This is a genomic window from Pseudomonas sp. Mn2068 (genome assembly GCF_049319725.1).
Taxonomy (GTDB): Bacteria; Pseudomonadota; Gammaproteobacteria; order Pseudomonadales; family Pseudomonadaceae; genus Aquipseudomonas; species Aquipseudomonas gingeri.
The window spans coordinates 377,815-403,613 of the sequence record NZ_JBMOUG010000004.1 but is presented as its reverse complement, the minus strand read 5'-3'; the positions used below and the strand labels follow the sequence as shown (position 1 = coordinate 403,613).

Genomic DNA, 25,799 nt, shown 5'->3' with positions numbered 1-25,799 from the left:
CGATCAGGGCGGCATCAACCGCCCGCCGCGACGGTCTCGCGCTTTTCGACGTGCATGCGGTCACGGTTGGCCAGGGTCGGGAACAGTTTCATCCAGGTCCCGGTGACCACCAGGGTGCCGACCCCGCCGAGGACCACCGCCGGCACGGTGCCGAACCAGTGGGCGGTCAGCCCGGATTCGAACTCGCCCAACTGGTTGGACGCGCCGATGAACAGGCCGTTCACCGCGCTGACCCGACCGCGCATCTCATCGGGGGTTTCCAGTTGCACGAACGATGAGCGGATCACCATGCTGATCATGTCCGCCGCGCCGAGTATCACCAATACCGCCAGGGAAAACCAGAATGAGGTCGACAGGCCGAAGGCGATGGTCGCCACGCCGAATACCCCGACGGCGGTGAACATGACCCGGCCGACCTTGCGCTCCATCGGAAACCGCGCCAGCCACAGTGACATCAGCAGCGCTCCGACCGCCGGTGCCGAACGCAGCAGGCCCAGGCCCCAGGCGCCGGTCAGCAGGATGTCCTTGGCGAACACCGGCAGCAGGGCGGTCGCGCCACCCAGCAGCACCGCGAACAGGTCCAGGGAGATGGCCCCGAGAATGTCCGGGCGGCTGCGAATGAAACGAATCCCCGCCAGCAGTGAGTCGAGGGTCGCCTTGCCCTTGTTCAGTGGCGTCTGGCGTGCCGGCAGATTGAGCATCAGCAGGCAGGCGATCACATACAGGGCGACGGTCGGACCGTAGACCCAGACACTGCCAAAGGCGTACAGCAGGCCACCGAGGGCCGGGGCGACAATGGTCGCCAGTTGCTGCGCCGACTGTGCGGCCGCCACCGCGCGGGGGAACAGCGCCGGCGGCACGATGGAAGGCAACAGCGCCTGGGTGGTGGGCATCTCGAAGGAGCGGGCGGCACCGAGCAGGAAGGCCAGGATAAAGATCATCTCCCGGGTCACGTGATTCGTCGCGCCGCCGATGGCCAGGCTCAGGGCGATCAGGGCCTGCAGGGTCTGGCACAGCGCCGCGACCTTACGCCGGTCATAACGATCGGCGACATGCCCGGTGTGCAGCATGAACAGTACGCGTGGGGCGAACTCCACCAGCCCTACCAGGCCCAGGTCGAGCACGTTGCCGGTCAATTGATAGAGGTTCCAGCCAATGGCCACGGTGAGCATCTGGAAGCTGCTGGCGGTAAAGATCCGGGCCAGCCAGAAAGCGAGGAAAGGGCGGTGATGGCGCAGCAACAACGGCGTCTCGGTGGGCATCGGGGACTCGCCTGGGCAGGGGGTAGGGCAGATTATCATCCCCATGTAACAAAAAGTTGCTGAGCTGTCGGTGTTTTTCCCTTCGCCCGTTTTTTGCGGATCAGATGAAATCTGCACCTGAGGCAACCTGTCACGCGGCAAAAGACCACATAACCCGGTCGTCGGAATGGGACTACTCTTTTATCGTTGATTGATCCAGGTCACTTCCCTTTGCGGCGCCGATCTGGATCCGACTCCCTGCGTCGCGATGGTTTAAAAGAACGAATTCGAATTCGCCACACTCCATATCCGTGGGGGCAGTGGGTGCAGGCCTCCAGGTCGGCAGCCGGTATTACCTGACAGAGGAAGACTTATGTTCGGTTTGGAGGCACTTGATCTCGCCCGAATCCAGTTCGCGTTCACCATTTCATTCCATATCCTGTTCCCGGCCATCACCATTGGCCTGGCGAGCTACCTGGCGGTGCTCGAAGGGTTGTGGCTGAAGACGCGCAACGATACGTACCGCGATCTGTATCATTTCTGGTCGAAGATCTTTGCCGTCAACTTCGGCATGGGGGTGGTTTCCGGCCTGGTCATGGCGTACCAGTTCGGCACCAACTGGAGTCGTTTCTCGGACTTCGCCGGCGCGGTCACCGGGCCGTTGCTGACCTACGAGGTACTGACGGCGTTCTTCCTCGAAGCCGGTTTCCTCGGCGTCATGCTGTTCGGCTGGAACAAGGTCGGCCGCGGACTGCACTTCTTCTCCACGGTGATGGTGGCAATCGGCACCTTGATTTCGACCTTTTGGATCCTGTCGTCCAACAGCTGGATGCAGACGCCCCAGGGCTACGAAATCATCGATGGCCGGGTGATCCCGGTGGACTGGCTGGCGGTGGTGTTCAACCCGTCCTTCCCTTACCGCCTGATGCACATGGCCACGGCCGCGTTTGTCGCGACGGCGTTCTTCGTCGGTTCCTCGGCGGCCTGGCACCTGTTGCGTGGCCGGGATAACCCGGCGATCCGCACCATGCTGTCGATGGCCATGTGGATGGCGCTGATCGTGGCGCCGATCCAGGCGGTGATCGGTGATTTCCATGGCCTCAATACCCTCAAGCACCAACCGGCGAAAATCGCCGCCATCGAAGGTCACTGGGAGAACGTCGGCAACGAGCCGACCCCGCTGATTCTCTTCGGTTGGCCGGACATGAAGGCGGAGAAGACCAAATTCGCCGTGGAAATTCCCTACCTGGGCAGCCTGATCCTGACCCACTCGCTGGACAAGCAGGTGCCGGCGCTCAAGGAGTTCCCGCCAGAGGACCGGCCGAATTCGACCATTGTGTTCTGGTCGTTCCGCGTGATGGTCGGCCTCGGCTTCCTGATGATCTTCACCGGCCTGTGGAGCCTGTGGCTGCGCAAGCGCGACCGCCTTTACGAGAACCGCCTGTTCCTGCGCCTGGCCCTGTGGATGGGCCCGTCCGGCCTGATCGCGATCCTGGCGGGCTGGTTCACTACGGAAATCGGCCGCCAACCCTGGGTGGTCTACGGCCTGATGCGCACGGCGGATGCGTCCTCCGGGCATAGCCTGGTGCAGATGAGCATCACGCTGACACTATTTGTCGTGGTGTATTTCTCGCTGTTCGGCGTGGGCCTGGGCTACATGATGCGCCTGGTGCGCAAAGGGCCGAAGATCAACGAAGGCGCCGAGCCGAACCACGGTGGTCCCGGTCAGCAACGTACACCGGCCCGTCCGCTTTCCGCTGCCGATGACGGCGGTGAAAACGGCCACGGCGACAGCCTGAACAAGGGGAACTGAATCATGGGTATTGATCTTCCGCTGATCTGGGCCGTGATCATCATCTTCGGCATCATGATGTATGTGGTCATGGATGGCTTCGACCTGGGGATCGGCATTCTCTTTCCCTTTATCAAGGGCGACCGCGACCGCGACGTGATGATGAACACCGTGGCCCCGGTCTGGGACGGTAACGAAACCTGGCTGGTGCTCGGCGGCGCGGCGCTGTTCGGCGCCTTCCCGCTGGCCTATTCGGTGGTGCTGTCGGCGTTGTACCTGCCGCTGATCTTCATGCTGATCGGGCTGATCTTCCGCGGCGTGGCCTTCGAGTTCCGCTTCAAGGCCAAGGACCACAAGCGCCATATCTGGGACAAGGCTTTCATTGGCGGTTCACTGGCGGCGACCTTCTTCCAGGGCGTGGCCCTGGGCGCCTTCATCGACGGCATCCCGGTGGTCAACCGGCAGTTCGCCGGCGGTTCGCTGGACTGGCTGACGCCGTTCACCCTGTTCTGCGGCGTGGCGCTGGTGGTGGCCTATGCCTTGCTCGGCTGTACCTGGCTGATCATGAAGACCGAGGGCAAGTTACAGGAGCAGATGCATGACCTGGCGCGGCCGTTGGCGTTCGTCCTGCTGGCGGTGATCGGCATCGTCAGCATCTGGACGCCCCTGGCCCATGCCGAGATCGCCGCGCGCTGGTTTACCCTGCCGAACCTGTTCTGGTTCCTGCCGGTGCCGATCCTGGTACTTGTCACGCTGTACGGCCTGATCCGGGCGGTGGCGCGCAATGCCCATTACACGCCGTTCCTGCTGACCCTGGTGCTGATTTTCCTCGGCTACAGTGGCCTCGGTATCAGTCTGTGGCCGAATATCGTGCCGCCGTCGATCTCGATCTGGGACGCCGCCGCGCCGCCACAGAGCCAAGGCTTCATGCTGGTGGGCACGCTGTTCATCATTCCGTTCATCCTCGGCTACACCTTCTGGAGCTACTACGTGTTCCGCGGCAAGGTGACCCATGAGGACGGCTACCACTAGGTGATGGCTGATAGCTCGCGATGGCGCTCTTCGGGGCGTCATCCTTCCGACGACGAGGACCCCGACATGACAGGCAAACATTCGTTGCACGAGATCGAACAGGCCGAGAAGAAACCGCTCTGGCAGCGCCTGGGCTGGCTGGCGATGATCTGGACGGGCAGTGTGCTGGCGTTGTTCGTGGTCGCCAGCCTGATGCGCCTGTTCATGAACGCGGCCGGGCTGACCACTCATTAGTCTGGACGCTCCGCTCCTGCAGTTCTCCCTCACATATCCATCGCGCTTACTTGCGGGCCTTGAGGATGACGAACTTGGGGGTGGCCGCCACTTGTTCGACGCCCCTGAACAGGCGCGCCAGCTTGCTGTGATAGCCCAGGTGGCGATTGCCGACGATGTACAGGGCGCCGCCCACCACCAGCGCTTCACGGGCCTGCTGGAACATGCGCCAGGCGAGGAAGTCACCGACCACCTGCTGCTGGTGGAAGGGCGGGTTGCACAGCACTACATCCAGTGACTGCGACGCCTGGCCGGCGAGGCCGTCATCGGCGCGTACCGTCACCTCCCGTTCACCGAGTATCGCCCGCCAGTTCTCATGCGCCGATTGCACGGCCATGAACGACTCGTCCACCAGGGTGTAGTGGGCCTCGGGGTTTCGTAGTGCGCTGGCGATGGCCAGCACGCCGTTGCCGCAGCCAAGATCGGCGACCCGGGAGTTGCCCAGGTCGACGGGCAGGTGGGGAAGGAAGGCGCGGGTACCGATGTCCAACCCTTCGCGGCAGAAGACGTTGGCATGGTTGAGCAGTTCGACCGCCGGTTGATCGAGGGTGTAGCGCGTCGGGTAGGGTGAGTCGATAGCGGCTCTGGCTTCGGGGGTCGCGATCAGCAGGCGGGCTTTCTTCACCGCCAATGAGGCCTGTACCGGGCCGACGTAACGCTCCAGCAGATCTCCCGCGGCCCTGGGCAAATGCTTGACCATGGCCGCGGCGACCACCTGCGCGCCCGGCGCCAGTTGACCCTGCAGGCGGATCAGTTGTTCTTCCAGCAGCGCCAGAGTCTTGGGTACGCGGATCAGTACCCGGTCGAACGGGCCGTCCAGGGCCTCGCTGGCCGGCACATGGCGCACGGCATCGAAGGCCTTGCCATTGCGTACCAGGTTTTTTTCCAGGCCCAGGGCCGCCAGGAACGAGTCGCCGCTGCTGGTCAGTTGTACATGGCCTTCCAGGCTGGCGGCCAGGGCGCCGAAACTGTCGTTGAGCACCAGTACCCGGGTGTCGCGCGGGACCGCCTGTGCGGCCAGGTGGTCGAGCAGGTATTGATCGGCTGCGTCGAACGCCTGCAGCGGTTCGTTCTGCTGTTCAGGCTGGCGGATCAGATCGAGTTGGGCGAACGGGCTTTCTAGCAGGGGCATGGGGTACAGGCTCTGGAGGACGGTTTGCGGCTGTCTTGAATCGGCGCTTGGAACAAGCGTGGTCTGCAACGGTAGGCAAGAGCGGGGATTTTACGTGGGTTTCGAGGATATTGCCTGTGGCATGTGTTGAGGGCAGGTCCTTCTGCCGGGTGATGGGGATGTCGAATCAGTACCGAATCAGTACAGCAGGCCGGACTTGGCGGCGCGCAGCACTGCCGAGGCCTTGTTGCTGACCCCCAGTTTTCTCATGATCGTGCTCATGTGAAAGCCTACGGTGCGTGCCGTCAGGTTGAGGATATTGGCGATTTCAGCCGCGGTCTTGCCTTCCGCCGTCCACTTCAGGATTTCGGTTTCCCGAGGTGAGAGCGGGTGGTAGCCCTGCGGCTGGCAGGAGTTGACCAGTCTTTCGGCCATATACGAATGCAACCAGTTGCACAGCCACAGGATATGACCCGTCTTCGAGTAGAACTCGCTGGACGTGATGGGCTCGTAGGTCCTGGCCAGGCTCAGAGTGCTGACGATACCGCGAATGTCGTGCACCGACTGCGACCAACCGTGGTTGAGGCCATGAGCCTGCATGTCGCGCCACAGTGTCGGCGTACTTCTGAATGTTTCCGGTACCCAGAGTATGGGAAACACCGAGCTGTGACAGTGAGCGATCAGTGGATCAATCGTAATGTAGTTGTTGCGCTGGTAACACGAGTTCCATTCGTTTGGGTAGTTGTCAAAAGACGAGCTGTTGGGTTGGATGCCTCCTAACAAGGTGCTGACTCTGAACGATACATAGGTAAAACGGATTTGCCCTGCCAGATTGAAAACTGCGTCGAAGACTGCCTGTTCTTCTTTTTCACTCATGAGCTGGTGCAGTTGAGTATCCTGCCAGTTCTCCATTGAGGTTCCCTTCCTTGACGCTTGGTGCGGTTCTCTTGGACCGAAGGTGCCTGAAGTAGTGTAGGAAAATTCCTGGTTTCGGTGTGGGTTTTTTATATGCTGATGATATTTTTATTTTCTTTAAATGCTATGTGTTATCGCGTCAAGTGTTGTTTTTCGCGTTAAATGATAGATGTCATTTTGATATGCTTTTTGTTTGATGTGGTGTAATTTTTTTGTGAAAAAAATGTGAATCGCGATGTTCTGATTATAAGTTTTTGTTTTTTAAGGTTGCTGTACTTTGTTTATAAAGTTGTACATGTTTTATGGCGAAATTTATACCACCACAAACCATCGGTGTTTCTCGGGCCGGCTTTGCGCGACACTGGGGCTTCAGCCCCGATGGAGCGGACCATGACCGCCAGCGCAGAAAAATTTACCCGACAGACCCTGCTCGATGTCCGTCCCCTGACCTCCAGCCTGTTTACCCTGCGTACCACGCGGGATGTCGGGTTTCGTTTTCGTGCCGGGCAATTTGCCCGTCTGGGCGTGACCAAGGCGGATGGCAGCGTGGTGTGGCGGGCCTACTCGATGGTGTCCTCGCCTCATGACGAGTTTCTCGAGTTCTTTTCCATCGTCGTGCCTGGTGGCGAGTTCACCAGTGAGCTGAGTCGTCTGGAAGTGGGCGATTCGTTGCTGGTCGAGCGCCAGGCCGTGGGTTATCTGACCCTGGATCGATTCGTCGACGGGCGCGATCTCTGGCTGCTGGCCACGGGGACCGGTGTGGCGCCGTTCCTGTCGATCCTGCAGGACTTCGAGGTATGGGAGCGATTCGAGCGGATCCTGCTGGTCTACAGTGCTCGCCATGAGCGCGAACTGGCGTACCGGGAACTGATCGCCGGCCTGGCCGAGCGTGACTACCTGGCCGAGCATGCCCACAAGTTGCACTTCATTCCTACTGTCACCCGCGAGCAGGTGCCGGGGGTATTGCAGGGGCGGATTCCCCAACTGATCGACAGTGGCGAACTGGAGCGCGCGGCCGGGGTGGCGCTGAGCGCCGAGCACTCGAGGGTGATGATCTGCGGCAACCCACAGATGATTGACGATACCCGCCAGGTGCTGAAGCAGCGCGATATGCAACTGAGCCTGAGCCGGCGTCCCGGCCAGGTCGCGGTGGAGAACTACTGGTAGTGGTCCGGGCTTGCATAAGCGGTCGGAAAATTGGCAATACGCTTTGTGAATACCTGAAACCTGTAGGAGCCCGGCTTGCCGGCGATGGCGTCCGAACGGGCACCGTAAGGCTCAAGGGCCTAATCGCCGGCAAGCCGGGCTCCTACAAGGGATCGCGTTGGGGCTGTCAGGGCCTGTTGTTCTGGGCCTTGAGCAGGTCGCGGATCTCTCCCAGCAACTCTTCTTCCCTGGTTGGCACTGGCGGCAGGCTCGGCGCCACGGCTTCCTCGCGTTTCAGGCGGTTGATCGCCTTGACGCCCATGAAGATGGCGAAGGCCACGATGATGAAGTCGATGCAGGTCTGGATGAACTTGCCATAGGCCAGGACCACCGCAGGCACATTGCCGTCGGCGGCCTTCAAGGTGACCGCCAGGGCACTGAAATCCACCCCACCAATAAGCAAGCCGATCGGTGGCATCACCACGTCGCCGACGAACGACGATACGATCTTGCCGAAGGCCGCGCCGATAATGATACCGACGGCCATGTCGACCACATTGCCTTTGACCGCGAAGGCCTTGAACTCACTTAGCACGCCCATAGGTTATTCCTTGTTACAGATGAGTTGAGTGACCGCAGTGTAATTCAGCCGCGAGCATCTTGCTCGATGCCCGGTTTGCCCGCGCCCGCCTTAATCGACCTGCTGTTCGGCGATAAGTTTGCAAAGTGCCACCAATCGCGCGAAATACTCGTCCCAGACGGTCCCGGCTTGTGGATTTTCTCAATCGGTGTCTTTGGGCATTTCTATTTAGAGAACGAGATAACGATCACTAGCCTCTGGTGAGCGCATCGGGATGCGCACTAAAAAAACCTAGAGGAATCCACCATGAACATCACCCCTGTGCCGGGGAGTTTCCCCGCGCGACGCGTGCTGGGCATCTTGACCGCCAGCCTGTTATCCCTTTCCGTTCACGCCGCCACTCTGACTCGCGACAACGGTGCTGCCGTGGGCGATAACCAGAACTCACAGACCGCCGGCAGTACCGGACCGGTCTTGCTCCAGGATGTGCAGTTGATCCAGAAGCTCCAGCGTTTCGACCGCGAACGTATTCCGGAACGCGTGGTACACGCCCGTGGTACCGGTGCCCATGGCACGTTCACAGTCACCAACGACCTGAGCGACCTGAGCAAGGCCAAGGTTTTCGCCGCCGGTGAGAGCACGCCGGTATTCGTGCGTTTCTCGGCAGTGGTGCATGGCAACCACTCTCCGGAAACACTGCGCGATCCGCGGGGGTTCGCCACCAAGTTCTATACCGCCGAAGGCAACTGGGATCTGGTGGGTAACAACTTCCCGACCTTCTTCATTCGCGATGCCATCAAGTTTCCGGACATGGTGCACGCGTTCAAGCCCGACCCGCGCACCAACCTGGATGACGATTCGCGCCGCTTCGACTTCTTCTCCCATGTTCCCGAGTCCACGCGGACCCTGACCGAGTTGTACTCGGACTCCGGTACCCCGGCCAGTTATCGGGAGATGGACGGTAACGGTGTACATGCCTACAAGTTGATCAACGCCAAGGGTGAAGTGCACTACGTCAAGTTCCACTGGAAGAGTCTGCAGGGGATTCGCAACCTGGATCCAAAAGGCGTCGTCGAAGTGCAGGGCCGCGACTACAGCCATATGACCAATGATCTGGTGCGTCATATCAACAAGGGCGACTTTCCCAAGTGGGACCTGTATGTCCAGGTACTTGCCCCGCAGGACTTGAGCAAGTTCGATTTCGACCCGCTGGATGCCACCAAGATCTGGCCCGGCGTTCCCGAGCGCAAGGTCGGGCAGATGGTCCTTGACCGTAATCCGGCCAACGTCTTCCAGGAAACCGAGCAGGTGGCCATGGCCCCGGCGAACCTGGTGCCGGGGATCGAACCGTCGGAAGACCGCCTGTTGCAGGGGCGCGTGTTCTCCTACGCCGACACGCAGATGTACCGCCTGGGTCCCAATGCGCTGCAATTGCCGATCAACGCGCCGCGGGTCGCCGTCAACAACGGCAACCAGGATGGCGCGATGAACAGCGGGCACAGCAGCACCGGCGTGAATTACCAGCCGAGTCGCCTGCTGCCCCGTGACGAGCCACCCGCTGCCCGCTACAGCCAGTCGGCCCTGTCGGGCACGACCCAGCAGGCGAAGATCCAGCGCGAGCAGAACTTCAAGCAGGCGGGGGATCTGTATCGCTCCTACAGCAAGAAGGAAAAGCAGGACCTGATCGAGAACTTCGGTGGTTCGCTGGCGACGACCGATGACGAGAGCAAGCACATCATCCTGTCGTTCCTCTACAAGGCCGATCCGGAGTACGGCGCGGGGGTGACCCAGGTGGCCAAGGGCGACCTGGCGCGGGTCAAGGCGCTGGCGGCGAAGCTGTCGGATTGAGCCGAACCTGAAAACACCATGCAACCTGTAGGAGCCTGGCCTGCCAGCGATGGGGGCGAGAGCGTCGCGGCAAGGCTCTAGGGCCTCTTCGCCGGCAAGCCGGGCTCCTGCAGATCCCTGAACCACCGTACCGTGATGTGTTGCCAGGGGCGTCGTCGCCACCCTTGCGGTGACGTGAATTCTGTAGGAGTACCCGCCATGCGTATTTATGCTTTCCTGCTTCTGCTGACCTGTGCCTTCGCCGTTTCGGCCCAGGAGCCGCCTGTTCCGGCGGATCCGGCCGCGCTCCAGGCGCAGCTCAAGGATTACTACTTCGATGCCGCCCGCCGTGGCGACGTCGAGATGCTCGACACCTTTATCGAAGCCGGCTACAGCCTCGATACCCGGGACGAGCAGGGCTACACCGCGCTGATCCTGGCGGCCTACCACGGCCAGGGGCCGGCGGTGGAGCGGCTGCTGGCCGCCGGTGCCAATGCCTGTGCCCAGGACAAGCGCGGTAACACCGCGCTGATGGGGGCGATCTTCAAGGGCGAAGTGAAGATCGCCCAGCGCCTGCTGAATGCCGACTGCAACCCCGATCAGCGTAACGCCGCCGGACAGACCGCCGCCATGTATGCCGGCCTGTTCAAACGCACCGGCCTGCTGGATGCCCTGGCGGCCAAAGGTGCCAACCTGGATGCCGAGGATCCCCTGGGTAACAGCGCGGCCCGTCTGGCGGATGGAGAAATCCGTACACCGGCGACGCGCTGATCGCTTCCGGCTGAGCTATCATCGCGGTTTTGCCATGGGGGTTGAGATGGCCAAGGCCAAGCGCATGTACGGCTGCACCGAGTGCGGCGCGACCTTTCCCAAATGGGCTGGCCAGTGCGGCGAATGTGGTGCCTGGAATACCCTGACCGAGACCCTGGTGGAAAGCGGCGGCGCGGCGGCGCCCAGCGGCCGTACCGGTTGGGCCGGACAGCAGGCGCAGATCAAGACCCTGGCGGAAGTCAGCGTCGAGGAAATTCCCCGTTTCTCCACCGCCTCCGGTGAGCTGGACCGCGTGCTCGGCGGCGGCCTGGTGGATGGCTCGGTGGTGTTGATCGGCGGCGACCCCGGCATCGGCAAGTCGACCATTCTCCTGCAGACCCTGTGCAACCTCGCCACGCGCATGCCGGCGCTGTACGTCACCGGCGAAGAATCGCAACAACAGGTGGCGATGCGCGCGCGTCGGCTGGGGCTGCCCCAGGACCAGTTGCGGGTGATGACCGAAACCTGCATCGAGACCATCATCGCCACCGCCCGGGTGGAAAAGCCCAAGGTCATGGTGATCGACTCGATCCAGACGATTTTCACCGAACAACTGCAATCGGCGCCGGGAGGCGTTTCCCAAGTGCGCGAAAGTGCGGCCTTGCTGGTGCGTTACGCCAAGCAGAGCGGCACGGCGATCTTCCTGGTCGGCCATGTGACCAAGGAGGGCGCGCTGGCCGGTCCGCGGGTCCTCGAACATATGGTCGACACGGTGCTGTACTTCGAGGGTGAGTCCGACGGTCGCCTGCGTCTGTTGCGGGCGGTGAAAAACCGTTTCGGCGCGGTGAATGAGCTGGGGGTATTCGGCATGACCGACCGGGGGCTGAAGGAAGTCTCCAATCCGTCGGCGATTTTTCTCACCCGGGCCCAGGAAGAAGTACCGGGCAGTGTGGTCATGGCCACCTGGGAGGGGACCCGGCCGATGCTGGTGGAAGTCCAGGCCCTGGTCGACGACAGCCATATGGCCAATCCACGGCGGGTGACCCTCGGGCTGGATCAGAACCGCCTGGCGATGCTGTTGGCGGTCCTGCACCGTCACGGCGGTATTCCGACCCATGACCAGGATGTCTTCCTCAACGTCGTGGGTGGCGTCAAGGTACTGGAGACCGCCTCCGACCTGGCGCTGATGGCGGCGGTCATGTCCAGCCTGCGCAATCGGCCGCTGCCCCATGACCTGCTGGTGTTCGGCGAGGTCGGTCTGTCCGGCGAGGTGCGTCCGGTGCCCAGTGGCCAGGAGCGCCTGAAGGAAGCGGCCAAGCACGGTTTCAAGCGCGCCATCGTGCCCAAGGGCAACGCGCCGAAAGAGGCGCCGCCGGGGTTGAAAATCATTGCCGTCACGCGCCTGGAGCAGGCGTTGGACGCGTTGTTCGAATAACGGGATGGAAGGAGTCGGCGGGATGCGTTTTATCGGTGCGGCGATGTGTTTGGCGGGATGGATGGTCTGGGCCGGTGCTGCCGGCGCGGCAACGGCCGCAGTGCCGGAAGGGTATCGGTTGGCCCAGGAGATGCCGACGGGAGATGGCGGTGCGCTGGAGTTGCTGGAAGATGCGCGGATCACCTCCGACTTGCATCAATCCCTGTGGGGCAACGGCAGCACCTTCGATGAGGATGCCTTTGACGACGACGCGCTGGCGAAGGATGTCGCGCGCACGCCCATCGTCGAGGCGCGGGTCCGGCTGATCTCGGCGGCCGGCGAGGAAGTGGAGAGTGTCGGCCTGGCCTACCCGCTGGCAACCCTGGAAAAAGCGCCGATGGACGGCATGCCGGCGCCGACGTTTTTCCTGACGGTCGACCAGACCGCCCCCATGGGCAGCACCAGCGGCCCGGCGACCCAGGTGCTGATGCCGGCCCAGCGCAAGCTGCAGCCGATGCAGTACCAGACGGCGGACGGCAAGCTCAAGCCGCTGTTCCTCGCCCAGACCGGCAAGGCGGCCTGGCAGGCCGGGGATTCGGCTCCGGAGATCCTGCAGGTGTCTTCGAGCGCGGCGGATGAGGAGGGCGAGGAGTTCGTCACCACCTACCAGACCTATCGTCTGAAAGACGGCGTCTGGCAGCTGACGGCCCGGGACGAGGCCGGCTACTGGGATTCGGAAAGCGATTTCCCCCAGCGTTCGGCCTTTCCCTGACCGGGTGAGAGTGGGCGCTACCGTGCTGGGCGGCGCGGTGCCGTTCAGTCGTCGAAGAGGGCGTCCAGCTCCCGCTCCAGCTCCGCTTCGTCGCCCAGGTTCAATTCGATCAGGCGACGCAGGTGCTGGATCGACTCCAGGCCGATATGCAGGCATTTGAAGCCCAGCTGGCCGTGATCGTCATGGACCAGTCGGGCGTCCATTTCCACGTGGGCGTCTTTGCCCAGGCGAATGTCGATCAGGAAGGTGCCGTGCGCACCCCTATGCCAGTTGCCCGGTCGCCGGACCAGCAACCCCTTGAGCGAAAGGTCCACCAGTTGTGCCGACCAGACCGTGGCCCCCTGACTGAGGGTGGTGACGGCATCGAAGGCGATGCGCTTGAAACGGCGGCGATTGATCGGGTGGCGTCTCATGTTCAGGTCTCTGTGCAGATTCGCTGACTATAGACCGCATGCCGGGCCAGGCAAGCGCCCGGGCGGGCCGTCGCGTGGTTCTGCCATGGCGGCGATGACAGGTTGATGTCCGCGGCGACAATAAAAGACCGCTCTATACCAATGTCGGTATAGCCATTGGTCGCTTTGGCGCTAAACTCAAGGTGGCTGTCTTTCTGTCCATCTGGCTGGAATATAAAAATGAAAAATAATAATAGCCCGCTGCGCCATCTACCCTGGCTGGTGCTGGCAATCGTGGGAGCGTGCGCCCTGGGCGTAGTGGCCTTGCGCCGCGGCGAGGCGATCAACGCCTTGTGGATCGTGGTCGCCGCCGTGGCGATCTATCTGGTTGCCTATCGTTACTACAGTCTGTTCATCGCCAACAATGTCATGCAGCTCGATGGCAACCGGGCGACGCCGGCGGTGTTGAACAACGATGGTCTGGACTATGTGCCGACCAACAAACACATTCTTTTCGGTCACCATTTCGCGGCGATTGCCGGTGCAGGCCCGCTGGTCGGCCCTGTGCTGGCGGCGCAGATGGGCTACCTGCCCGGTACGCTCTGGCTGATTGCCGGGGTGGTGCTGGCCGGCGCGGTCCAGGACTTCATGGTGCTGTTCCTGTCCACCCGCCGCAACGGTCGCTCCCTGGGCGACATGGTGCGCGAGGAAATGGGCCGCATTCCCGGGACCATCGCCCTGTTCGGCTGCTTCCTGATCATGATCATCATCCTCGCGGTGCTGGCGCTGATCGTGGTCAAGGCCCTGGCCGAGAGCCCATGGGGCATCTTTACGGTGATGGCGACCATCCCGATCGCGATGTTCATGGGCATCTACATGCGCTACATCCGTCCGGGCCGCATCGGTGAGATCTCGCTTGTCGGCGTGCTCCTGCTGCTCGGCTCGATCTGGCTGGGAGGCCAGATCGCGGCGGATCCGGTCTGGGCCAAGGCCTTCACCTTCACCGGCGTACAGATCACCTGGATGCTCATCGGCTACGGCTTCGTCGCCGCGGTGCTGCCGGTGTGGCTGATCCTGGCGCCACGGGACTACCTGTCGACGTTCCTCAAGATCGGTACCATCATCGCCCTGGCGATCGGCATCCTGATCACCATGCCCGAGCTGAAAATGCCCGCGCTGACCCAGTTCACCGACGGCACCGGCCCGGTCTGGAAAGGCGGCCTGTTCCCGTTCCTGTTCATCACCATCGCCTGTGGCGCGGTGTCCGGCTTCCATGCGCTGATCTCTTCCGGGACCACGCCGAAGCTGCTGGACAACGAAACCAACGCCCGCTACATCGGCTACGGCGGCATGCTGATGGAGTCCTTCGTGGCGATCATGGCGATGGTCGCCGCTTCGGTGATTGAGCCGGGTGTGTACTTCGCCATGAACAGCCCGGCGGCGATCGTCGGCGGTGATGTGGTGGCCGTGGCGCAGACCGTCAGCAGCTGGGGCTTTGCCATTACCCCGGATGCGCTCCAGGCGGTGGCCAAGGACATCGGTGAAACCACCATCCTTGCCCGTGCCGGCGGCGCGCCTACCCTGGCAGTCGGTATCGCGCAGATCCTCCACCATGTCCTGCCGGGTGAAAACACCATGGCGTTCTGGTACCACTTCGCGATCCTGTTCGAAGCCCTGTTTATCCTGACGGCCGTCGATGCGGGCACCCGTGCCGGTCGCTTCATGCTGCAAGACCTGCTGGGTTCCTTCGTGCCATCGCTTAAGCGCACCGAATCCTGGACCGCCAACCTGATCGCCACCGCCGGTTGTGTGGCGCTCTGGGGCTACCTGCTGTACCAGGGCGTGATCGATCCGCTGGGCGGCATCAACACCCTGTGGCCGCTGTTCGGTATCTCCAACCAGATGCTGGCCGGTATCGCCCTGATGCTCGGTACCGTCGTGCTGATCAAGATGAAGCGCCAGCGCTACATCTGGGTGACCTTGCTGCCGGCGGTATGGCTGCTGGTCTGCACCACCACCGCGGGCTTCATCAAGCTGTTCGATGCCAACCCGGCCATCGGTTTCCTCGCCCTGGCGAAGAAATACAGCGCCGCGCTGGACGCCGGGCAAGTACTTGCCCCGGCCAAGGACATCGCGCAGATGCAGCACGTGATCTTCAACGCCTACACCAACGCGACGCTGACGGCGTTGTTCCTGTTCGTGGTCTTCAGCATCCTGTTCTACGCCCTCAAGGTCGGTGTCGCGGCCTGGGGCAACAAGGAGCGCACGGACAAGGAAACACCGTTCCAGGCCGTGCCTGAAGCCTGACAGGGGAATACTGCAATGTTCAATGACCTGAGTCGCCTCGGCAAATACCTCGGTCAGGCCGCGCGCCTGATGGTCGGCATGCCCGACTACGACACCTACGTGGAACATATGCAGAACAAGCACCCGGACAAGCCGGTGATGACGTACGAGGCGTTCTTCCGGGAACGCCAGGAAGCCCGTTATGGCGGCAAGGGCGGGCCGAAGTGCTGTTGATCCGAGGACGCCCTGTCTTACAAGGCTGAACACCGTCACTGTGGGAGCCCGGCTTGCCGGCGATGGCGATCTTGCGGATGCCATCGCCGGCAAGCCGGGCTCCTGCAGTTTTTTACGTAGGGGAGATTCTGGTTTGTCAGTTCCTATTCCTGTTACCGTCCTGAGTGGTTTTCTCGGTGCCGGCAAGACCACCTTGCTGCGCCATCTGCTCAAGGCCGAGCACGGTCTGAAAATCGCCGTGATCGAGAACGAATTCAGCGACGCCGGTATCGACACCCAATTGCTGGGGGCCGAGCCGGTGCAAGTGATGACGCTGTCCAACGGCTGCGTCTGCTGCACCATCCACACCGATTTGACCAAGGCCCTGTACCTGTTGCTCGAACGCCTGGACAGCGGCGAAATCGCCTTCGACCGGCTGGTGATCGAGTGCACCGGGCTGGCTGATCCGGCGCCCGTGGCCCAGACCTTTTTCATCGACGAGGAATTGCGCGAGCGCTATATCCTCGACGGCATCATCACCCTGGTGGACGCCGCCCATGCCGAGCACCACCTGACCCAGACCATCGCCCAGGCGCAGATCGGCTTTGCCGACCGCCTGCTGGTAAGCAAGCGCGACCTGGTGGACGAGGTGACCTTCAATGCCTTGAGCGAGCGTCTGACGCGGATCAACCGACGGGCACCGATCCGTATCGTCGAGCATGGCCGGATTGATCTGGCCGAATTGCTGGATGTGCGCGGTTTCAACCTGAATGCCGACCTGGGCGGCGGCTTGAGTCTGCGCCCGGTGAGTAAGGCGCCCTCCATCGATCGCATTTCCAGCCTGGTATTGCGCAGCGACCAGCCGCTGGATCTCGACCGGCTCAGCGAGTTCATGAACGAGCTGCTGGAGGATCATGGCAAACAGCTGTTGCGCTACAAGGGCGTGCTGAATATCGCCGGAGAACCGCGCCGCATGGTGTTCCAGGGCGTGCTCAAGCTCTATGGTTTCGACTGGGACACCGAGTGGGAGGACGGCGAGGCCCGGGAAAGCGTGATTGTGTTCATCGCCGATGACCTGCCGGAAGAGAAGATCCGCGCAGGTTTTGCCCGGATGACTGGCGACTGAGGGGATCAGTTGCAGGAGATGGCTTGCCGGCGCTGGTGCCTGCAAGAGCGATGCAAGACTTGCCGGACTCATCGCCGGCAAGCCGGCTCCCACGGGATCAGGACAATCCGGACAGCTGATCCAGATGATCCACCAGCCGCTCGATGGCCGCCCTCGGATTCCCGTTCTCCAGCTCATGGAGCATGGCTTCACGGGCCGGCCAATCCTCGCGGTGTGTCGACTGCTGTGCCTGCGCCAGTCCGGTCAGAGGCACCAGCCCGCCGAGAAAATGTGCCAGGGGCGCGTTGCCGGCCATCCTGGCCAGCTCCAGATGAAACTCGCCACCCAGCCTGATTGCCGCGCTTCGCCGGTGGTCTTCAACGCTTCGGCGTTCGCGGGCGACCAGCGCATGCAATGCCTCGAAGCGCAGTCCGCCAGCGTTGCCGCAGAGCAGCTGGATCACGCTGGTTTCAGCCAGTCGCCGGGCCTGCAGGGTCTGTTGCAGCTGTTCCGCACCTGGTTCGGCGACCCGCGCCCGCTGGTTGGGGCGAGTGAGGATGACCTGTTGTCGCGCCAGGCGGCCGAGCACCCGCCGCACCTGGCTACGACCCGCGCCGTAGGCCTGCATCACGGTTTCTTCGCTCAGGCCCGTGGCGAACCGGCGGTCGAGAATGTCTTCGAATACCCGGGCATAAAGCGTCTCGGCGCAGCAGGCCGGCCCTCGTGGCTGGACGAAAGCGCGCGTGGCGGTGAAGGGCAGGGGTGTCGCTACGCTGTTCATGTCCGGTCTCCCTCGACGGCTGGTTATTGCTCGGTGCTGCCCAGATGGTCGTCCGGGATGGTCAGTTCGATGCCCATGCGCAGTCCCTCCTGGAGGATGTGCCGGCGCATTTGCGCACTGGCCAGGGCGCTGTTCTTGTTGCGGATGGCGCGCACCACGGCTTCGTTTTCCTGCAGGCGCTCGGCCAGGTGCTCGGGCGAATTGCGCAGGACCTCGGCGCTCTGCTTGAGGGCATTGGCGGTCTGCTGCACCACGTTCTGGAAAATCGGGTTGGAGGTCAGGGCGAACAGCTCTTCATGGAAGGCGATATAGGCATTCATCCCGGCTTCGCTGTCGTTGGCCTCCAGGGCTTCGCGCATGTCCATCAGGGTCAGGCGCAACTGGCCGATTTCCTTGCTGCTGATGGACTGCGCCACCAGGCCGACGATAAACGGCTCCAGGGTGTAGCGCAGTTGCAGGATGTCTTCGAGGCTGGCATCGGCGACGCCGCTGTGGACGGCCGTGGTCTCGTCGGGGGCGGCATCGAGTACCACCACGCCCTTGCCCGGCATCGAACGCACCAGGCCGAGGGTTTCCAGGACGGTCACCGCCTCGCGCAGGCTTGGCCGGCTGATGCCCAGTTGTTCGGCCAGTTCGCGCTGGCCCGGGAGCATTTCGCCGGAGCGCCACTGGCCGCGGGCGAGGGCGGCGCGCAGTTTTGCTACCACTGAATTGACGACGGTCGATGAGCTGATCACGGTTTACCCCCTGTTGAAACGGTCTGGCCGCGACCCGGGCCGGCGCGGTTTTCGCCAGCCCCGGGTGCGGGGTAAGCGCCCGTCCCTGGACGCGGCACCTCAGAACTCCTGCTGATGGGCCGGCGCCGCCGGCTTTCTTGGTTGAAACCCATAGCCTTGCTGGCCATCGAGGACCTTGTGGGCCCGCTGCACATCGATGTCCTTTTCCCAGCGGGCGATGGCCACGGTCGCCACACAATTGCCGATCAGGTTGGTCATGGCCCGGCCGATGCCCATGAACCAGTCGACCGCCAGCACCAGCACCAGGCCGACCACCGGGATCGCCGGAATGGCCGTCAGGGTGGCCGCGAGGATCACCAGGGCCGAGCCGGGAATCCCATGGGCGCCCTTGGAGGTGATCAGCGACACCAGCAGGATGGTCAGCAGGTCGGTCAGCGCCAGCGGCGTACCGGTGGCATTGGCGATAAACACGATGGCCAGGGTCAGGTAGATCGAGAAACCGTCCAGGTTGAACGAGTACCCCGTGGGGATGACCAGGCCGACCGTCGAACTGCCGATGCCCAGGTGTTCGAGCTTGCGCATCACCTGCGGCAGCACTGCATCCGACGAGGCCGTGCCCATCACGATCAGCAACTCTTCGCGCAGGTATTTGAGGAAGGGCAGGATCCGCAGGCCGGACACGCGCATCACCAGGCCGAGGATCAGCAGCACGAAGGCCAGGCAGGTGACATAGAACAGGGCCACCAGGCTGCCCAGTTGCCGTAGCGATTCCAGGCCGTAGGTGCTGGTGGTGAAGGCGATGGCGCCGAACACGCCGATCGGCGCCAGGCGCACGATCATGCCCATGATGCGGAAGATCACATGGCTGAGTTCGTTGATCAGGCGGGAGATGCCCGACGCGGACTCGCCCACTAGGTTCAGGGCGCTGCCGAACAGCACGGAGAACAGCAGTACCTGGAGAATGTTGTTGTCGGCAAAGGCTCCGAGCACCGAGTTGGGAATCAGCTCCATCAGGAACTGCGTGGTCCCGCGCAGATGCTGGCCGCGATCGGCGAGATCGCCCATGGCCGCGGTGGACAGTTGCTCCAGGTGAATGTTGGCGCCGCTGCCGATGCCGGTGGAGTAGGCCAGGATCAGCCCGATCAGCAGGGCGATGGTGGTCAGGACTTCGAAATAGATCACCGACTTGAGGCCGATCCGCCCGACTTTCTTCAAGTCGCCGGCGCCGGAGATGCCGCTGACCACCACGCAGAAGACGATCAGTCCGATCAGCATCTTGATCAGCTTGATAAAGCCGTCGCCGAGGGGTTTGAGCTGGGTGGAGAATTCGGGAAGGGCGAGTCCGCAGATGATGCCGAGCATCAACCCAAGGACAACCTGGAGGAAAATCGAACGCGAGCACCATCTGAGCATGAGGAGGATCCTGGTCGGCGTTCCGTTATCCGGGCCTGGGGCCGCAGCTTCGGAACTTAATTGTTGTGGTCTTACCGGTATGTCCAGTGCGGGGTCAGTCTACGCCCGGTTTTTTCGCAGGCACAAGGGTTTTTTCGCGAAATTGGTAGGACTGGTCTGACCAGTAATGCTGGTCCTGTAGGAGCTGGCTTGCCGGCGATGAGGCCCGCGAGAGCGATGCAAGCCTCAAGACCGCCATCGCCAGCAAGCCGGCTCCCACAGGATGGTGCTTCGCCGCCAAGGCGCTGCTCTGCTACGAAGGGGCGACGGACGGCGAGTTTTCTCCAGGCGAAAAAAAGCCCGGTCATCGCTGACCGGGCTTTTTCAATGTTGCGTCAAGCGGGGTTTATCAAGCGCCGTAGACCGGCAGCTTCTTGCAGATGGCCTTGACCTTCTCGCGAACGGCGTCGATCACCGCTTCGTTGTTCAGGTCGGCCAGGATGTCGCAGATCCAGCCGGCCAGCTCGCGGCATTCGGTTTCCTTGAAGCCACGGGTGGTGACTGCCGGGGTGCCGAAACGCAGGCCGGAGGTGACGAACGGGGAGCGTGGGTCGTTCGGTACCGAGTTCTTGTTCACGGTGATGAACGCCTTGCCCAGGGCGGCGTCGGCGTCTTTGCCGGAGATGTCCTGCTTGATCAGCGACAGCAGGAACAGGTGGTTCTTGGTCCCGCCGGAAACCACGTCGAAACCGCGCTCGATGAACACTTCGGCCATGGCCTGGGCGTTCTTCACCACTTGCTCCTGGTAGGCCTTGAACTCAGGCTGCAGGGCTTCCTTGAAGCAGATCGCCTTGGCGGCGATGACGTGCTCCAGCGGGCCGCCCTGGGCGCCCGGGAATACCGCGGAGTTCAGCTTCTTCTCGATGTCGGCGTTGGCGCGAGCGAGGATCAGGCCGCCACGTGGACCGCGCAGGGTCTTGTGGGTGGTGGTGGTGACGACGTCGGCGAACGGCACCGGGTTCGGGTAGACGCCAGCGGCGACCAGGCCGGCCACGTGGGCCATGTCGACGAACAGGTAGGCGCCGACTTTGTCAGCGATTGCGCGGAAGCGTGGGAAGTCGAGGATCTGCGAGTAGGCGGAGAAACCGGCCACGATCATTTTCGGCTTGTGCTCGACCGCCAGGCGCTCGACTTCGTCGTAGTCGATCAGGCCGTTGGCGTCGATGCCGTACTGCACGGCGTTGTACAGCTTGCCGGAGGAGGAAACGCTGGCGCCGTGGGTCAGGTGGCCGCCGTGGGCCAGGCTCATGCCCAGGATGGTGTCGCCGCCTTGCAGCAGGGCCAGGTAGACGGCAGCGTTGGCCTGGGAGCCGGCGTGTGGCTGGACGTTGGCGTAATCGGCGCCGAACAGTTCCTTGGCGCGGTCGATGGCCAGTTGCTCAACCACGTCGACGTATTCGCAGCCGCCGTAGTAACGCTTGCCCGGATAGCCTTCGGCGTACTTGTTGGTCAGGACCGAGCCCTGGGCTTCCATCACCGCGGGGCTGGTGTAGTTTTCCGAGGCGATCAGCTCGATGTGCTCTTCCTGGCGCTGAGCTTCTTGCTCCATGGCGGCAAAGAGATCGGCGTCGTACTTGGCAATAGTCAAATCACGGCTGAACATGGCGGTCCTCAAGGATCGGGGGCAGAAAAGGAAGGCATTCTAACCCAATGGGTTTTATCTGGCATATGAAAGGGCATCATGTCGCAGATAAGCGGTGTTCAGGTTTGCCGGCGGCACCTGCCAGGGCCTCTTCCCGGGCAAGGCCGGTTCCTGCGACTTTGCATCATGTGCAAAACCCGTGGTCGCCCCCATACTGGTGGGAGCCGGGCTTGCCCGCGAAAGCGTCGGTCCCGGCGCCACGGGCCTGTCAGTCGAACATGAACAGCGCATCGTTACTGAATTGTGCCTCGAAGCGATTGGCGGCCATCGGCCTGCCGAACAGGTAGCCCTGCACTTCGTCGCAACCGTGCTCGCGCAGGAAGTCCAGCTGCTCGTGGGTTTCCACGCCTTCGGCGATCACCGCGAGGTTGAGGCTGTGGGCCATGGCGATGATGGCCCGGGCGATCTGCGCATCCTGTTCGCCCGACGGCAGGCCGTCGACGAAGGTGCGGTCGATCTTCAGGACGTCGATGGGGAACTGCTTGAGGTAGTTGAGCGACGAGTAACCGGTGCCGAAGTCGTCCACGGCGATGCTCAGGCCGAGGTTCTTCAGGCCGGCGAGGATCAGCATCGCCTCGCTGACTTCGCGCATCAGGATACTTTCGGTCAGCTCCAGCTCCAGGCACGCCGGCGGCAGGCCGGTGTCCCGCAGGATGGTGGCGATCCGCGTGCCCAGTTGTCCGTCGGAGAACTGTCGTGCGGAAATGTTCACCGAGACCTTCGGCACCCGGACCTTGTTCTGGTGCCAGGTCTTGAGTTGGCGGCAGGCCTCGGACAGCACCCAGTCACCGACATCCACCACCAGCCCGAGCTCTTCCAGGACCGGGATGAAGTCGCCCGGCGGTACCAGCCCGCGTCGTGGATGGCGCCAGCGCAGCAAGGCTTCGGCGCCGGTCAGGCGCTTGCCGTCGCCGCTGAACTGCGGCTGGTAGTAGAGCACGAACTCGTTCTGTTCCAGGGCGTGGCGCAGGTCGCTTTCCAGTTCCAGGCGCTCCAGAGCGCTGGCGTTCATGTCGGCCTGGTAGAACTGGAAGTTGTTCTTGCCGCGCTCCTTGGCGTGGTACATCGCGGTGTCGGCGTTTTTCATCAACTGACTGAGTTCGCTGCCGTCCTGCGGGCTCAGGGCGATACCGATACTGGCGGTGACGAAAAACTCCCGTCCTTCGAGGACAAAAGGCGTCACCAGGCTCGAAAGGATCTGCTCGGCGACGTGGATCGCCCGGTTCAAGGCCATTTCGCGAGTGACCCGTGGCTGCAGGAGCAAGGTGAACTCGTCGCCGCCCATGCGCGCCACGGTGTCATCCTCGGCGACGCAGGCCAGCAGGCGCGTGGCCATTTCCTTGAGCATGCGGTCGCCGGCGGCATGGCCGAGGGAGTCGTTGATCGGCTTGAAGCGGTCGAGGTCGAGGAACATCAGCACCACCCAGGACTTCTGCCGCTCGGCCTGTTGCAGCGCGGTGTGCAGGCGGTCCTGGAACAGCGTGCGGTTGGGCAGGTGGGTCAGGGCGTCGTAGTAGGCGAGGCGATGGATCCGCTGCTCGCTGGCCTTGCGCTCGCTGATATCGCTGAAGAAGCACACGTAGCTGGCGAGGTCGCCTTCGTCGTCGAGTACGGCGGTGATGCCGACCCAGGCCGGATAGTGCTCGCCACTGCGGCGCTTGAGCCAGACTTCGCCTTCCCAGGTGTTGTGCTGTTGCAGTTGCTTGAGCACATAACGCAGGTGGGCTTCCTGCTGGTCGTCGACCGTCAGCATGTTGGGCAACTGGTCGAGGACATCGGACACGGCATAACCGCTGACGCGGCTGAAGGCCTCGTTGGCCTGGACGATATAGCCGGCCGGATCGGTAATCAGGATCGCCGAGGTCGAGTGCTCGAATACCGTGGCGGCCATGCGCAGGTCTTTTTCCGCGCGGCGCTGCTGGCTGATATCGCGACCGACACCGAGAATCCCTTCGAAGGCGCCGTGCTCGTCCCAGACCAGCACCAGGCGCAGTTCGATCGGGATCTTGCGGCCATCGGCCCGCAGGCAGTCGAACAGGAACAGCTGGGTCTGTACCTGGCTGCGCAGCTCGGCCAGTTGTTCGGGCTTGTCCAGGGCTTTGCTGACCCGCTCCATCAATTGGTAGATGCCGGTCAGTTGCGTCGGGTTGGCGATGGTCGAATGCCAGCCGTTCTTGAATACCCAGTCGACTTCATAACCGAGCACGGCATGCACCGACGGACTGACGTAGTTCAGGTGCAGCTTGCTGTCGGTGGAGAAGATCACATCGCTGATGCTTTCGGCGAGCATTCGGTAGCGCTGTTCGCTGTCGCGCAGGGATTCGCTGGCTTCGATCTGGTCGGTGATGTCCTTGGCGACGCCGATGATCCGCGTGACCTGGTCGTATTTATCCCGGGCCAGCGCCTGTTCGCGGATCTCGAAGCGCCGCCACTGGTTGTCGCGGTGGCGGAAGCGCAACTGGCACTGCAACAGCTGGCTGTAGCCGGCGTGGCGCTGCTGGTGGCGCAGGCGGTGGTAGTGTTCGGCGTCTTCGGGGTGCAGCAGGATTTCCCAGAAGTACTCGCCCATCTGGTGCAGTTCGCTCTTGTTGTAGCCGAGCGTCTGGCCCAGGTGGTGGTTGCTGAAGATCATCCGCTGGCTGATCACGTCCTGGACGTAGAGGTGATCCGGCACGGTGCGCACGACATCCGACCAGAACCCTTCGCGCTCCAGCAGCGACAATTCGATCAGCTTGCGGCTGGTGATATCGGTGATGCTGAGGATGACCGCCGGGTAGTCGCCGGGATCTTCCGGCAGGCGCAGCACCAGCCACAGGTGCTGGTCCTGGCCGTGGGCATCGGTGAGCTTGATCTCCAGTTCCAGTTGGCTCTGGTGGTTGATCAGCGCCTCCACCAGCGGGTAGCCGATACCGGTGATCTGGGTCGGGCAACCGTCTATCAGGCACTTCCAGGCGGTCTCGCAGGAGTCGACATTGAGCAGGCGCAGCGCGACCAGGTTGACTTCGGTGATGCGCAATTCTTCCAGCAGCAGGCGACGGTGTTCGGGATCATGGGCGATCCAGCGCTTGAGGCTTTCGCTGTCGGTCAGGTGGTTGTCGGCGAGAAAGGCCGGCAGCCCCGACAGGTCGAGGACGCACAGTGCCACGCCGGTGCCTTCGAAGATGTCCTGGTAGCGGCGGCGCCCTTCATGGACCTGGCGCTGGCGCCGGCGCATATTGATCAGGGCCAGCACCGGCAGCATCGACAGCCCCAGTCCCAGCAGGCACTTGCCGATCAGCGCCGGGAGCAGTTCCTCGAGTACCTTGCGCTGGTCGAACAGGCCGCGCAGCTGCCAGTCGCTGTTGGACAGCGGGACGATCAGCACGCTGTTGGCTTCGTCATCCGGTTGCAGCACCGAAGGCCGTGGGGTGATGTCGTTGTCACGGCTGATGACGCGATGGTTCAGGCGGTTCTCGATGACCCAGGTCGGCTGGAATTTCTGCTCGGACTGACGGGTGAGGCTCTGGAACAGCGTCGGTGCCAGGCGCAACGCCCAGTAGCCGTTGGTCTCGCCGCTGGCCTGGCGCAGCAGCAGGTGCACCATCGAGCCGTCGTCGTCATTGGTGAAGTAATAGGTCTGGGTGCGACTGCTGCGCCGGACCAGTTCGGCGAGGTAGTCGGCATCGTGGCTGTCGACGGCGCTGTCGCTGATGATGTTGCCCTTGGCGTCGAGCAGGGCAATGCTCTGGATGTCCGGCAGGGACAGGCGCAGCTTGCCGAGCAGTTGCTGTTGCTGCTCGCGGTTCTCGGGCTTCTCGAAGATCGGCAGCAGGTTGGCCGCGATCTGCGCATTGAGCTTCATGTTCAGACTGACGTGATCGGCCAGTTCGGCACTGTAGTCGATGCTGTATTGGCGCTGGATCTTGCGGGTGTGCTGGAACTGATCGATCAGTTGCCAGAACAGCAGGGCGAGCAGGAACAACACCAGTATCGCCAGTACGCCTTTGATTGTGCCGCGCAGGGGTGTGCCGGACACATGACGGGATGCGCGCGCGGGCGATGGCGGGTTGGCGTTGGTCAAACTGTGATCCTGCGGTTGGGCTGGATTGGCGCGACGTGCACTATAAGCCGGACGCCCGAAGGGCGGCTAGCATGCCTTGACTTGTGGCAAAGTGCCAGCCCCGTTCGACCGAGCGGTTTGCCCTGTTTCACGCATTCAGGTAGCTTTGCCGGTTACGCGGGAGTTTTGCGCTCCTCTTTGAGGCCGGGATCGGCGTTGCGTTTGACAAGCATGATGCATGCCGCACTATCCCGCCTTGTCCGAGCTACGCTCGCGCCTTTATTCATCAGTCACTGACG

General features: G+C 62.6%; 21 protein-coding genes. 11 read left to right on the top strand and 10 right to left on the bottom strand.

Annotated elements, in window-relative coordinates; genetic code table 11:
- Window positions 1–14 precede the first annotated feature (14 nt).
- On the bottom strand, window positions 15–1,262 hold the full coding sequence (locus ACL9RJ_RS12530; RefSeq protein ID WP_178963024.1) for an MFS transporter: 1,248 nt from the start codon (window positions 1,260–1,262) through the stop codon (window positions 15–17).
- A 352-nt stretch (window positions 1,263–1,614) separates the two neighbouring features.
- Here ACL9RJ_RS12530 and ACL9RJ_RS12525 point away from each other — a divergent pair, with 352 nt between their 5' ends.
- The 3 genes from ACL9RJ_RS12525 (at window position 1,615) to ACL9RJ_RS12515 (ending at window position 4,299) form a co-directional block, all read left to right on the top strand.
- Entirely contained in the window at window positions 1,615–3,054 is a 1,440-nt protein-coding gene (locus ACL9RJ_RS12525; RefSeq protein ID WP_177062936.1) for a cytochrome ubiquinol oxidase subunit I, read from the top strand.
- A 3-nt stretch (window positions 3,055–3,057) separates the two neighbouring features.
- Complete coding sequence (gene cydB, locus ACL9RJ_RS12520; protein ID WP_177062937.1) at window positions 3,058–4,065, top strand: cytochrome d ubiquinol oxidase subunit II; 1,008 nt, start codon at window positions 3,058–3,060, stop codon at window positions 4,063–4,065.
- A gap of 66 nt (window positions 4,066–4,131) precedes the next feature.
- The gene (locus ACL9RJ_RS12515; RefSeq protein ID WP_017123418.1) at window positions 4,132–4,299 is read left to right on the top strand and encodes a DUF2474 domain-containing protein; all 168 of its coding nucleotides are present in this window, start codon (window positions 4,132–4,134) and stop codon (window positions 4,297–4,299) included.
- A 46-nt stretch (window positions 4,300–4,345) separates the two neighbouring features.
- Here ACL9RJ_RS12515 and ACL9RJ_RS12510 read toward each other — a convergent pair whose 3' ends face one another.
- Complete coding sequence (locus ACL9RJ_RS12510) at window positions 4,346–5,470, bottom strand: methyltransferase (protein ID WP_422765298.1); 1,125 nt, start codon at window positions 5,468–5,470, stop codon at window positions 4,346–4,348.
- Between the two features lie 177 nt (window positions 5,471–5,647).
- The gene (locus ACL9RJ_RS12505; protein ID WP_422765297.1) at window positions 5,648–6,361 is read right to left on the bottom strand and encodes an autoinducer binding domain-containing protein; all 714 of its coding nucleotides are present in this window, start codon (window positions 6,359–6,361) and stop codon (window positions 5,648–5,650) included.
- 393 nt (window positions 6,362–6,754) lie between these two features.
- Here ACL9RJ_RS12505 and ACL9RJ_RS12500 point away from each other — a divergent pair, with 393 nt between their 5' ends.
- Window positions 6,755–7,531, top strand: coding sequence for a ferredoxin--NADP reductase (locus ACL9RJ_RS12500; RefSeq protein WP_177062940.1), 777 nt, complete (start codon window positions 6,755–6,757; stop codon window positions 7,529–7,531).
- A gap of 166 nt (window positions 7,532–7,697) precedes the next feature.
- On the opposite strand, the gene mscL is transcribed toward ACL9RJ_RS12500, so the two are convergent.
- Window positions 7,698–8,111 (bottom strand): large-conductance mechanosensitive channel protein MscL, encoded by a 414-nt coding sequence (gene mscL, locus ACL9RJ_RS12495; protein ID WP_177062941.1) that lies wholly within the window; start codon window positions 8,109–8,111, stop codon window positions 7,698–7,700.
- 285 nt (window positions 8,112–8,396) lie between these two features.
- Between mscL and katB the strand changes: the two genes are divergently transcribed.
- The 4 genes from katB to ACL9RJ_RS12475 all read left to right on the top strand — a co-directional run bounded on the left by katB (window position 8,397) and on the right by ACL9RJ_RS12475 (window position 12,853).
- Entirely contained in the window at window positions 8,397–9,938 is a 1,542-nt protein-coding gene (gene katB, locus ACL9RJ_RS12490) for a catalase KatB (protein ID WP_422765296.1), read from the top strand.
- Window positions 9,939–10,136: 198 nt separating this feature from the next.
- A complete protein-coding gene (locus ACL9RJ_RS12485; protein ID WP_422765295.1) occupies window positions 10,137–10,688 on the top strand; it encodes an ankyrin repeat domain-containing protein in 552 nt (183 codons plus the stop codon).
- A 46-nt stretch (window positions 10,689–10,734) separates the two neighbouring features.
- Window positions 10,735–12,102: a DNA repair protein RadA gene (radA, locus tag ACL9RJ_RS12480; protein ID WP_017123424.1), complete on the top strand. Its 1,368-nt coding sequence runs from the start codon at window positions 10,735–10,737 to the stop codon at window positions 12,100–12,102.
- 22 nt (window positions 12,103–12,124) lie between these two features.
- Window positions 12,125–12,853 carry a hypothetical protein gene (locus tag ACL9RJ_RS12475; RefSeq protein ID WP_017123425.1) on the top strand — a complete coding sequence of 243 codons (729 nt, stop codon included), beginning with the start codon at window positions 12,125–12,127 and terminating at the stop codon, window positions 12,851–12,853.
- 44 nt (window positions 12,854–12,897) lie between these two features.
- On the opposite strand, the gene ACL9RJ_RS12470 is transcribed toward ACL9RJ_RS12475, so the two are convergent.
- A complete protein-coding gene (locus ACL9RJ_RS12470; protein WP_422765294.1) occupies window positions 12,898–13,266 on the bottom strand; it encodes a PilZ domain-containing protein in 369 nt (122 codons plus the stop codon).
- 219 nt (window positions 13,267–13,485) lie between these two features.
- Between ACL9RJ_RS12470 and ACL9RJ_RS12465 the strand changes: the two genes are divergently transcribed.
- From ACL9RJ_RS12465 to yjiA, 3 genes are all read left to right on the top strand, one after another.
- Window positions 13,486–15,552, top strand: a complete 2,067-nt coding sequence (locus tag ACL9RJ_RS12465; protein WP_103032777.1) for a carbon starvation CstA family protein — start codon at window positions 13,486–13,488, stop codon at window positions 15,550–15,552.
- Window positions 15,553–15,567: 15 nt separating this feature from the next.
- A complete protein-coding gene (locus tag ACL9RJ_RS12460; protein ID WP_017123431.1) occupies window positions 15,568–15,765 on the top strand; it encodes a YbdD/YjiX family protein in 198 nt (65 codons plus the stop codon).
- Window positions 15,766–15,898: 133 nt separating this feature from the next.
- Window positions 15,899–16,870 (top strand): GTPase, encoded by a 972-nt coding sequence (gene yjiA, locus ACL9RJ_RS12455; protein WP_422765293.1) that lies wholly within the window; start codon window positions 15,899–15,901, stop codon window positions 16,868–16,870.
- A gap of 97 nt (window positions 16,871–16,967) precedes the next feature.
- Here yjiA and ACL9RJ_RS12450 read toward each other — a convergent pair whose 3' ends face one another.
- The 5 genes from ACL9RJ_RS12450 to ACL9RJ_RS12430 form a co-directional block, all read right to left on the bottom strand.
- Entirely contained in the window at window positions 16,968–17,630 is a 663-nt protein-coding gene (locus tag ACL9RJ_RS12450; protein WP_422765292.1) for a GntR family transcriptional regulator, read from the bottom strand.
- A 23-nt stretch (window positions 17,631–17,653) separates the two neighbouring features.
- Window positions 17,654–18,367, bottom strand: coding sequence for a FadR/GntR family transcriptional regulator (locus tag ACL9RJ_RS12445; protein ID WP_017123434.1), 714 nt, complete (start codon window positions 18,365–18,367; stop codon window positions 17,654–17,656).
- A gap of 99 nt (window positions 18,368–18,466) precedes the next feature.
- The gene (locus ACL9RJ_RS12440) at window positions 18,467–19,780 is read right to left on the bottom strand and encodes a C4-dicarboxylate transporter DctA (RefSeq protein WP_042934220.1); all 1,314 of its coding nucleotides are present in this window, start codon (window positions 19,778–19,780) and stop codon (window positions 18,467–18,469) included.
- Between the two features lie 388 nt (window positions 19,781–20,168).
- Complete coding sequence (glyA, locus tag ACL9RJ_RS12435; protein WP_017123436.1) at window positions 20,169–21,422, bottom strand: serine hydroxymethyltransferase; 1,254 nt, start codon at window positions 21,420–21,422, stop codon at window positions 20,169–20,171.
- Between the two features lie 247 nt (window positions 21,423–21,669).
- Window positions 21,670–25,521 carry a sensor domain-containing protein gene (locus ACL9RJ_RS12430; protein WP_017123437.1) on the bottom strand — a complete coding sequence of 1,284 codons (3,852 nt, stop codon included), beginning with the start codon at window positions 25,519–25,521 and terminating at the stop codon, window positions 21,670–21,672.
- Window positions 25,522–25,799: the final 278 nt, after the last annotated feature.

Bases quoted from the DNA above. Each gene is read 5' to 3' on its own strand.
- ACL9RJ_RS12530 (WP_178963024.1), bottom strand. From the start codon at position 1,262: ATGCCCACCGAGACGCCGTTGTTGCTGCGCCATCACCGCCCTTTCCTC.
- ACL9RJ_RS12525 (WP_177062936.1), top strand. From the start codon at position 1,615: ATGTTCGGTTTGGAGGCACTTGATCTCGCCCGAATCCAGTTCGCGTTC.
- cydB (WP_177062937.1), top strand. From the start codon at position 3,058: ATGGGTATTGATCTTCCGCTGATCTGGGCCGTGATCATCATCTTCGGC.
- ACL9RJ_RS12515 (WP_017123418.1), top strand. From the start codon at position 4,132: ATGACAGGCAAACATTCGTTGCACGAGATCGAACAGGCCGAGAAGAAA.
- ACL9RJ_RS12510 (WP_422765298.1), bottom strand. From the start codon at position 5,470: ATGCCCCTGCTAGAAAGCCCGTTCGCCCAACTCGATCTGATCCGCCAG.
- ACL9RJ_RS12505 (WP_422765297.1), bottom strand. From the start codon at position 6,361: ATGGAGAACTGGCAGGATACTCAACTGCACCAGCTCATGAGTGAAAAA.
- ACL9RJ_RS12500 (WP_177062940.1), top strand. From the start codon at position 6,755: ATGACCGCCAGCGCAGAAAAATTTACCCGACAGACCCTGCTCGATGTC.
- mscL (WP_177062941.1), bottom strand. From the start codon at position 8,111: ATGGGCGTGCTAAGTGAGTTCAAGGCCTTCGCGGTCAAAGGCAATGTG.
- katB (WP_422765296.1), top strand. From the start codon at position 8,397: ATGAACATCACCCCTGTGCCGGGGAGTTTCCCCGCGCGACGCGTGCTG.
- ACL9RJ_RS12485 (WP_422765295.1), top strand. From the start codon at position 10,137: ATGCGTATTTATGCTTTCCTGCTTCTGCTGACCTGTGCCTTCGCCGTT.
- radA (WP_017123424.1), top strand. From the start codon at position 10,735: ATGGCCAAGGCCAAGCGCATGTACGGCTGCACCGAGTGCGGCGCGACC.
- ACL9RJ_RS12475 (WP_017123425.1), top strand. From the start codon at position 12,125: ATGCGTTTTATCGGTGCGGCGATGTGTTTGGCGGGATGGATGGTCTGG.
- ACL9RJ_RS12470 (WP_422765294.1), bottom strand. From the start codon at position 13,266: ATGAGACGCCACCCGATCAATCGCCGCCGTTTCAAGCGCATCGCCTTC.
- ACL9RJ_RS12465 (WP_103032777.1), top strand. From the start codon at position 13,486: ATGAAAAATAATAATAGCCCGCTGCGCCATCTACCCTGGCTGGTGCTG.
- ACL9RJ_RS12460 (WP_017123431.1), top strand. From the start codon at position 15,568: ATGTTCAATGACCTGAGTCGCCTCGGCAAATACCTCGGTCAGGCCGCG.
- ACL9RJ_RS12450 (WP_422765292.1), bottom strand. From the start codon at position 17,630: ATGAACAGCGTAGCGACACCCCTGCCCTTCACCGCCACGCGCGCTTTC.
- ACL9RJ_RS12440 (WP_042934220.1), bottom strand. From the start codon at position 19,780: ATGCTCAGATGGTGCTCGCGTTCGATTTTCCTCCAGGTTGTCCTTGGG.
- glyA (WP_017123436.1), bottom strand. From the start codon at position 21,422: ATGTTCAGCCGTGATTTGACTATTGCCAAGTACGACGCCGATCTCTTT.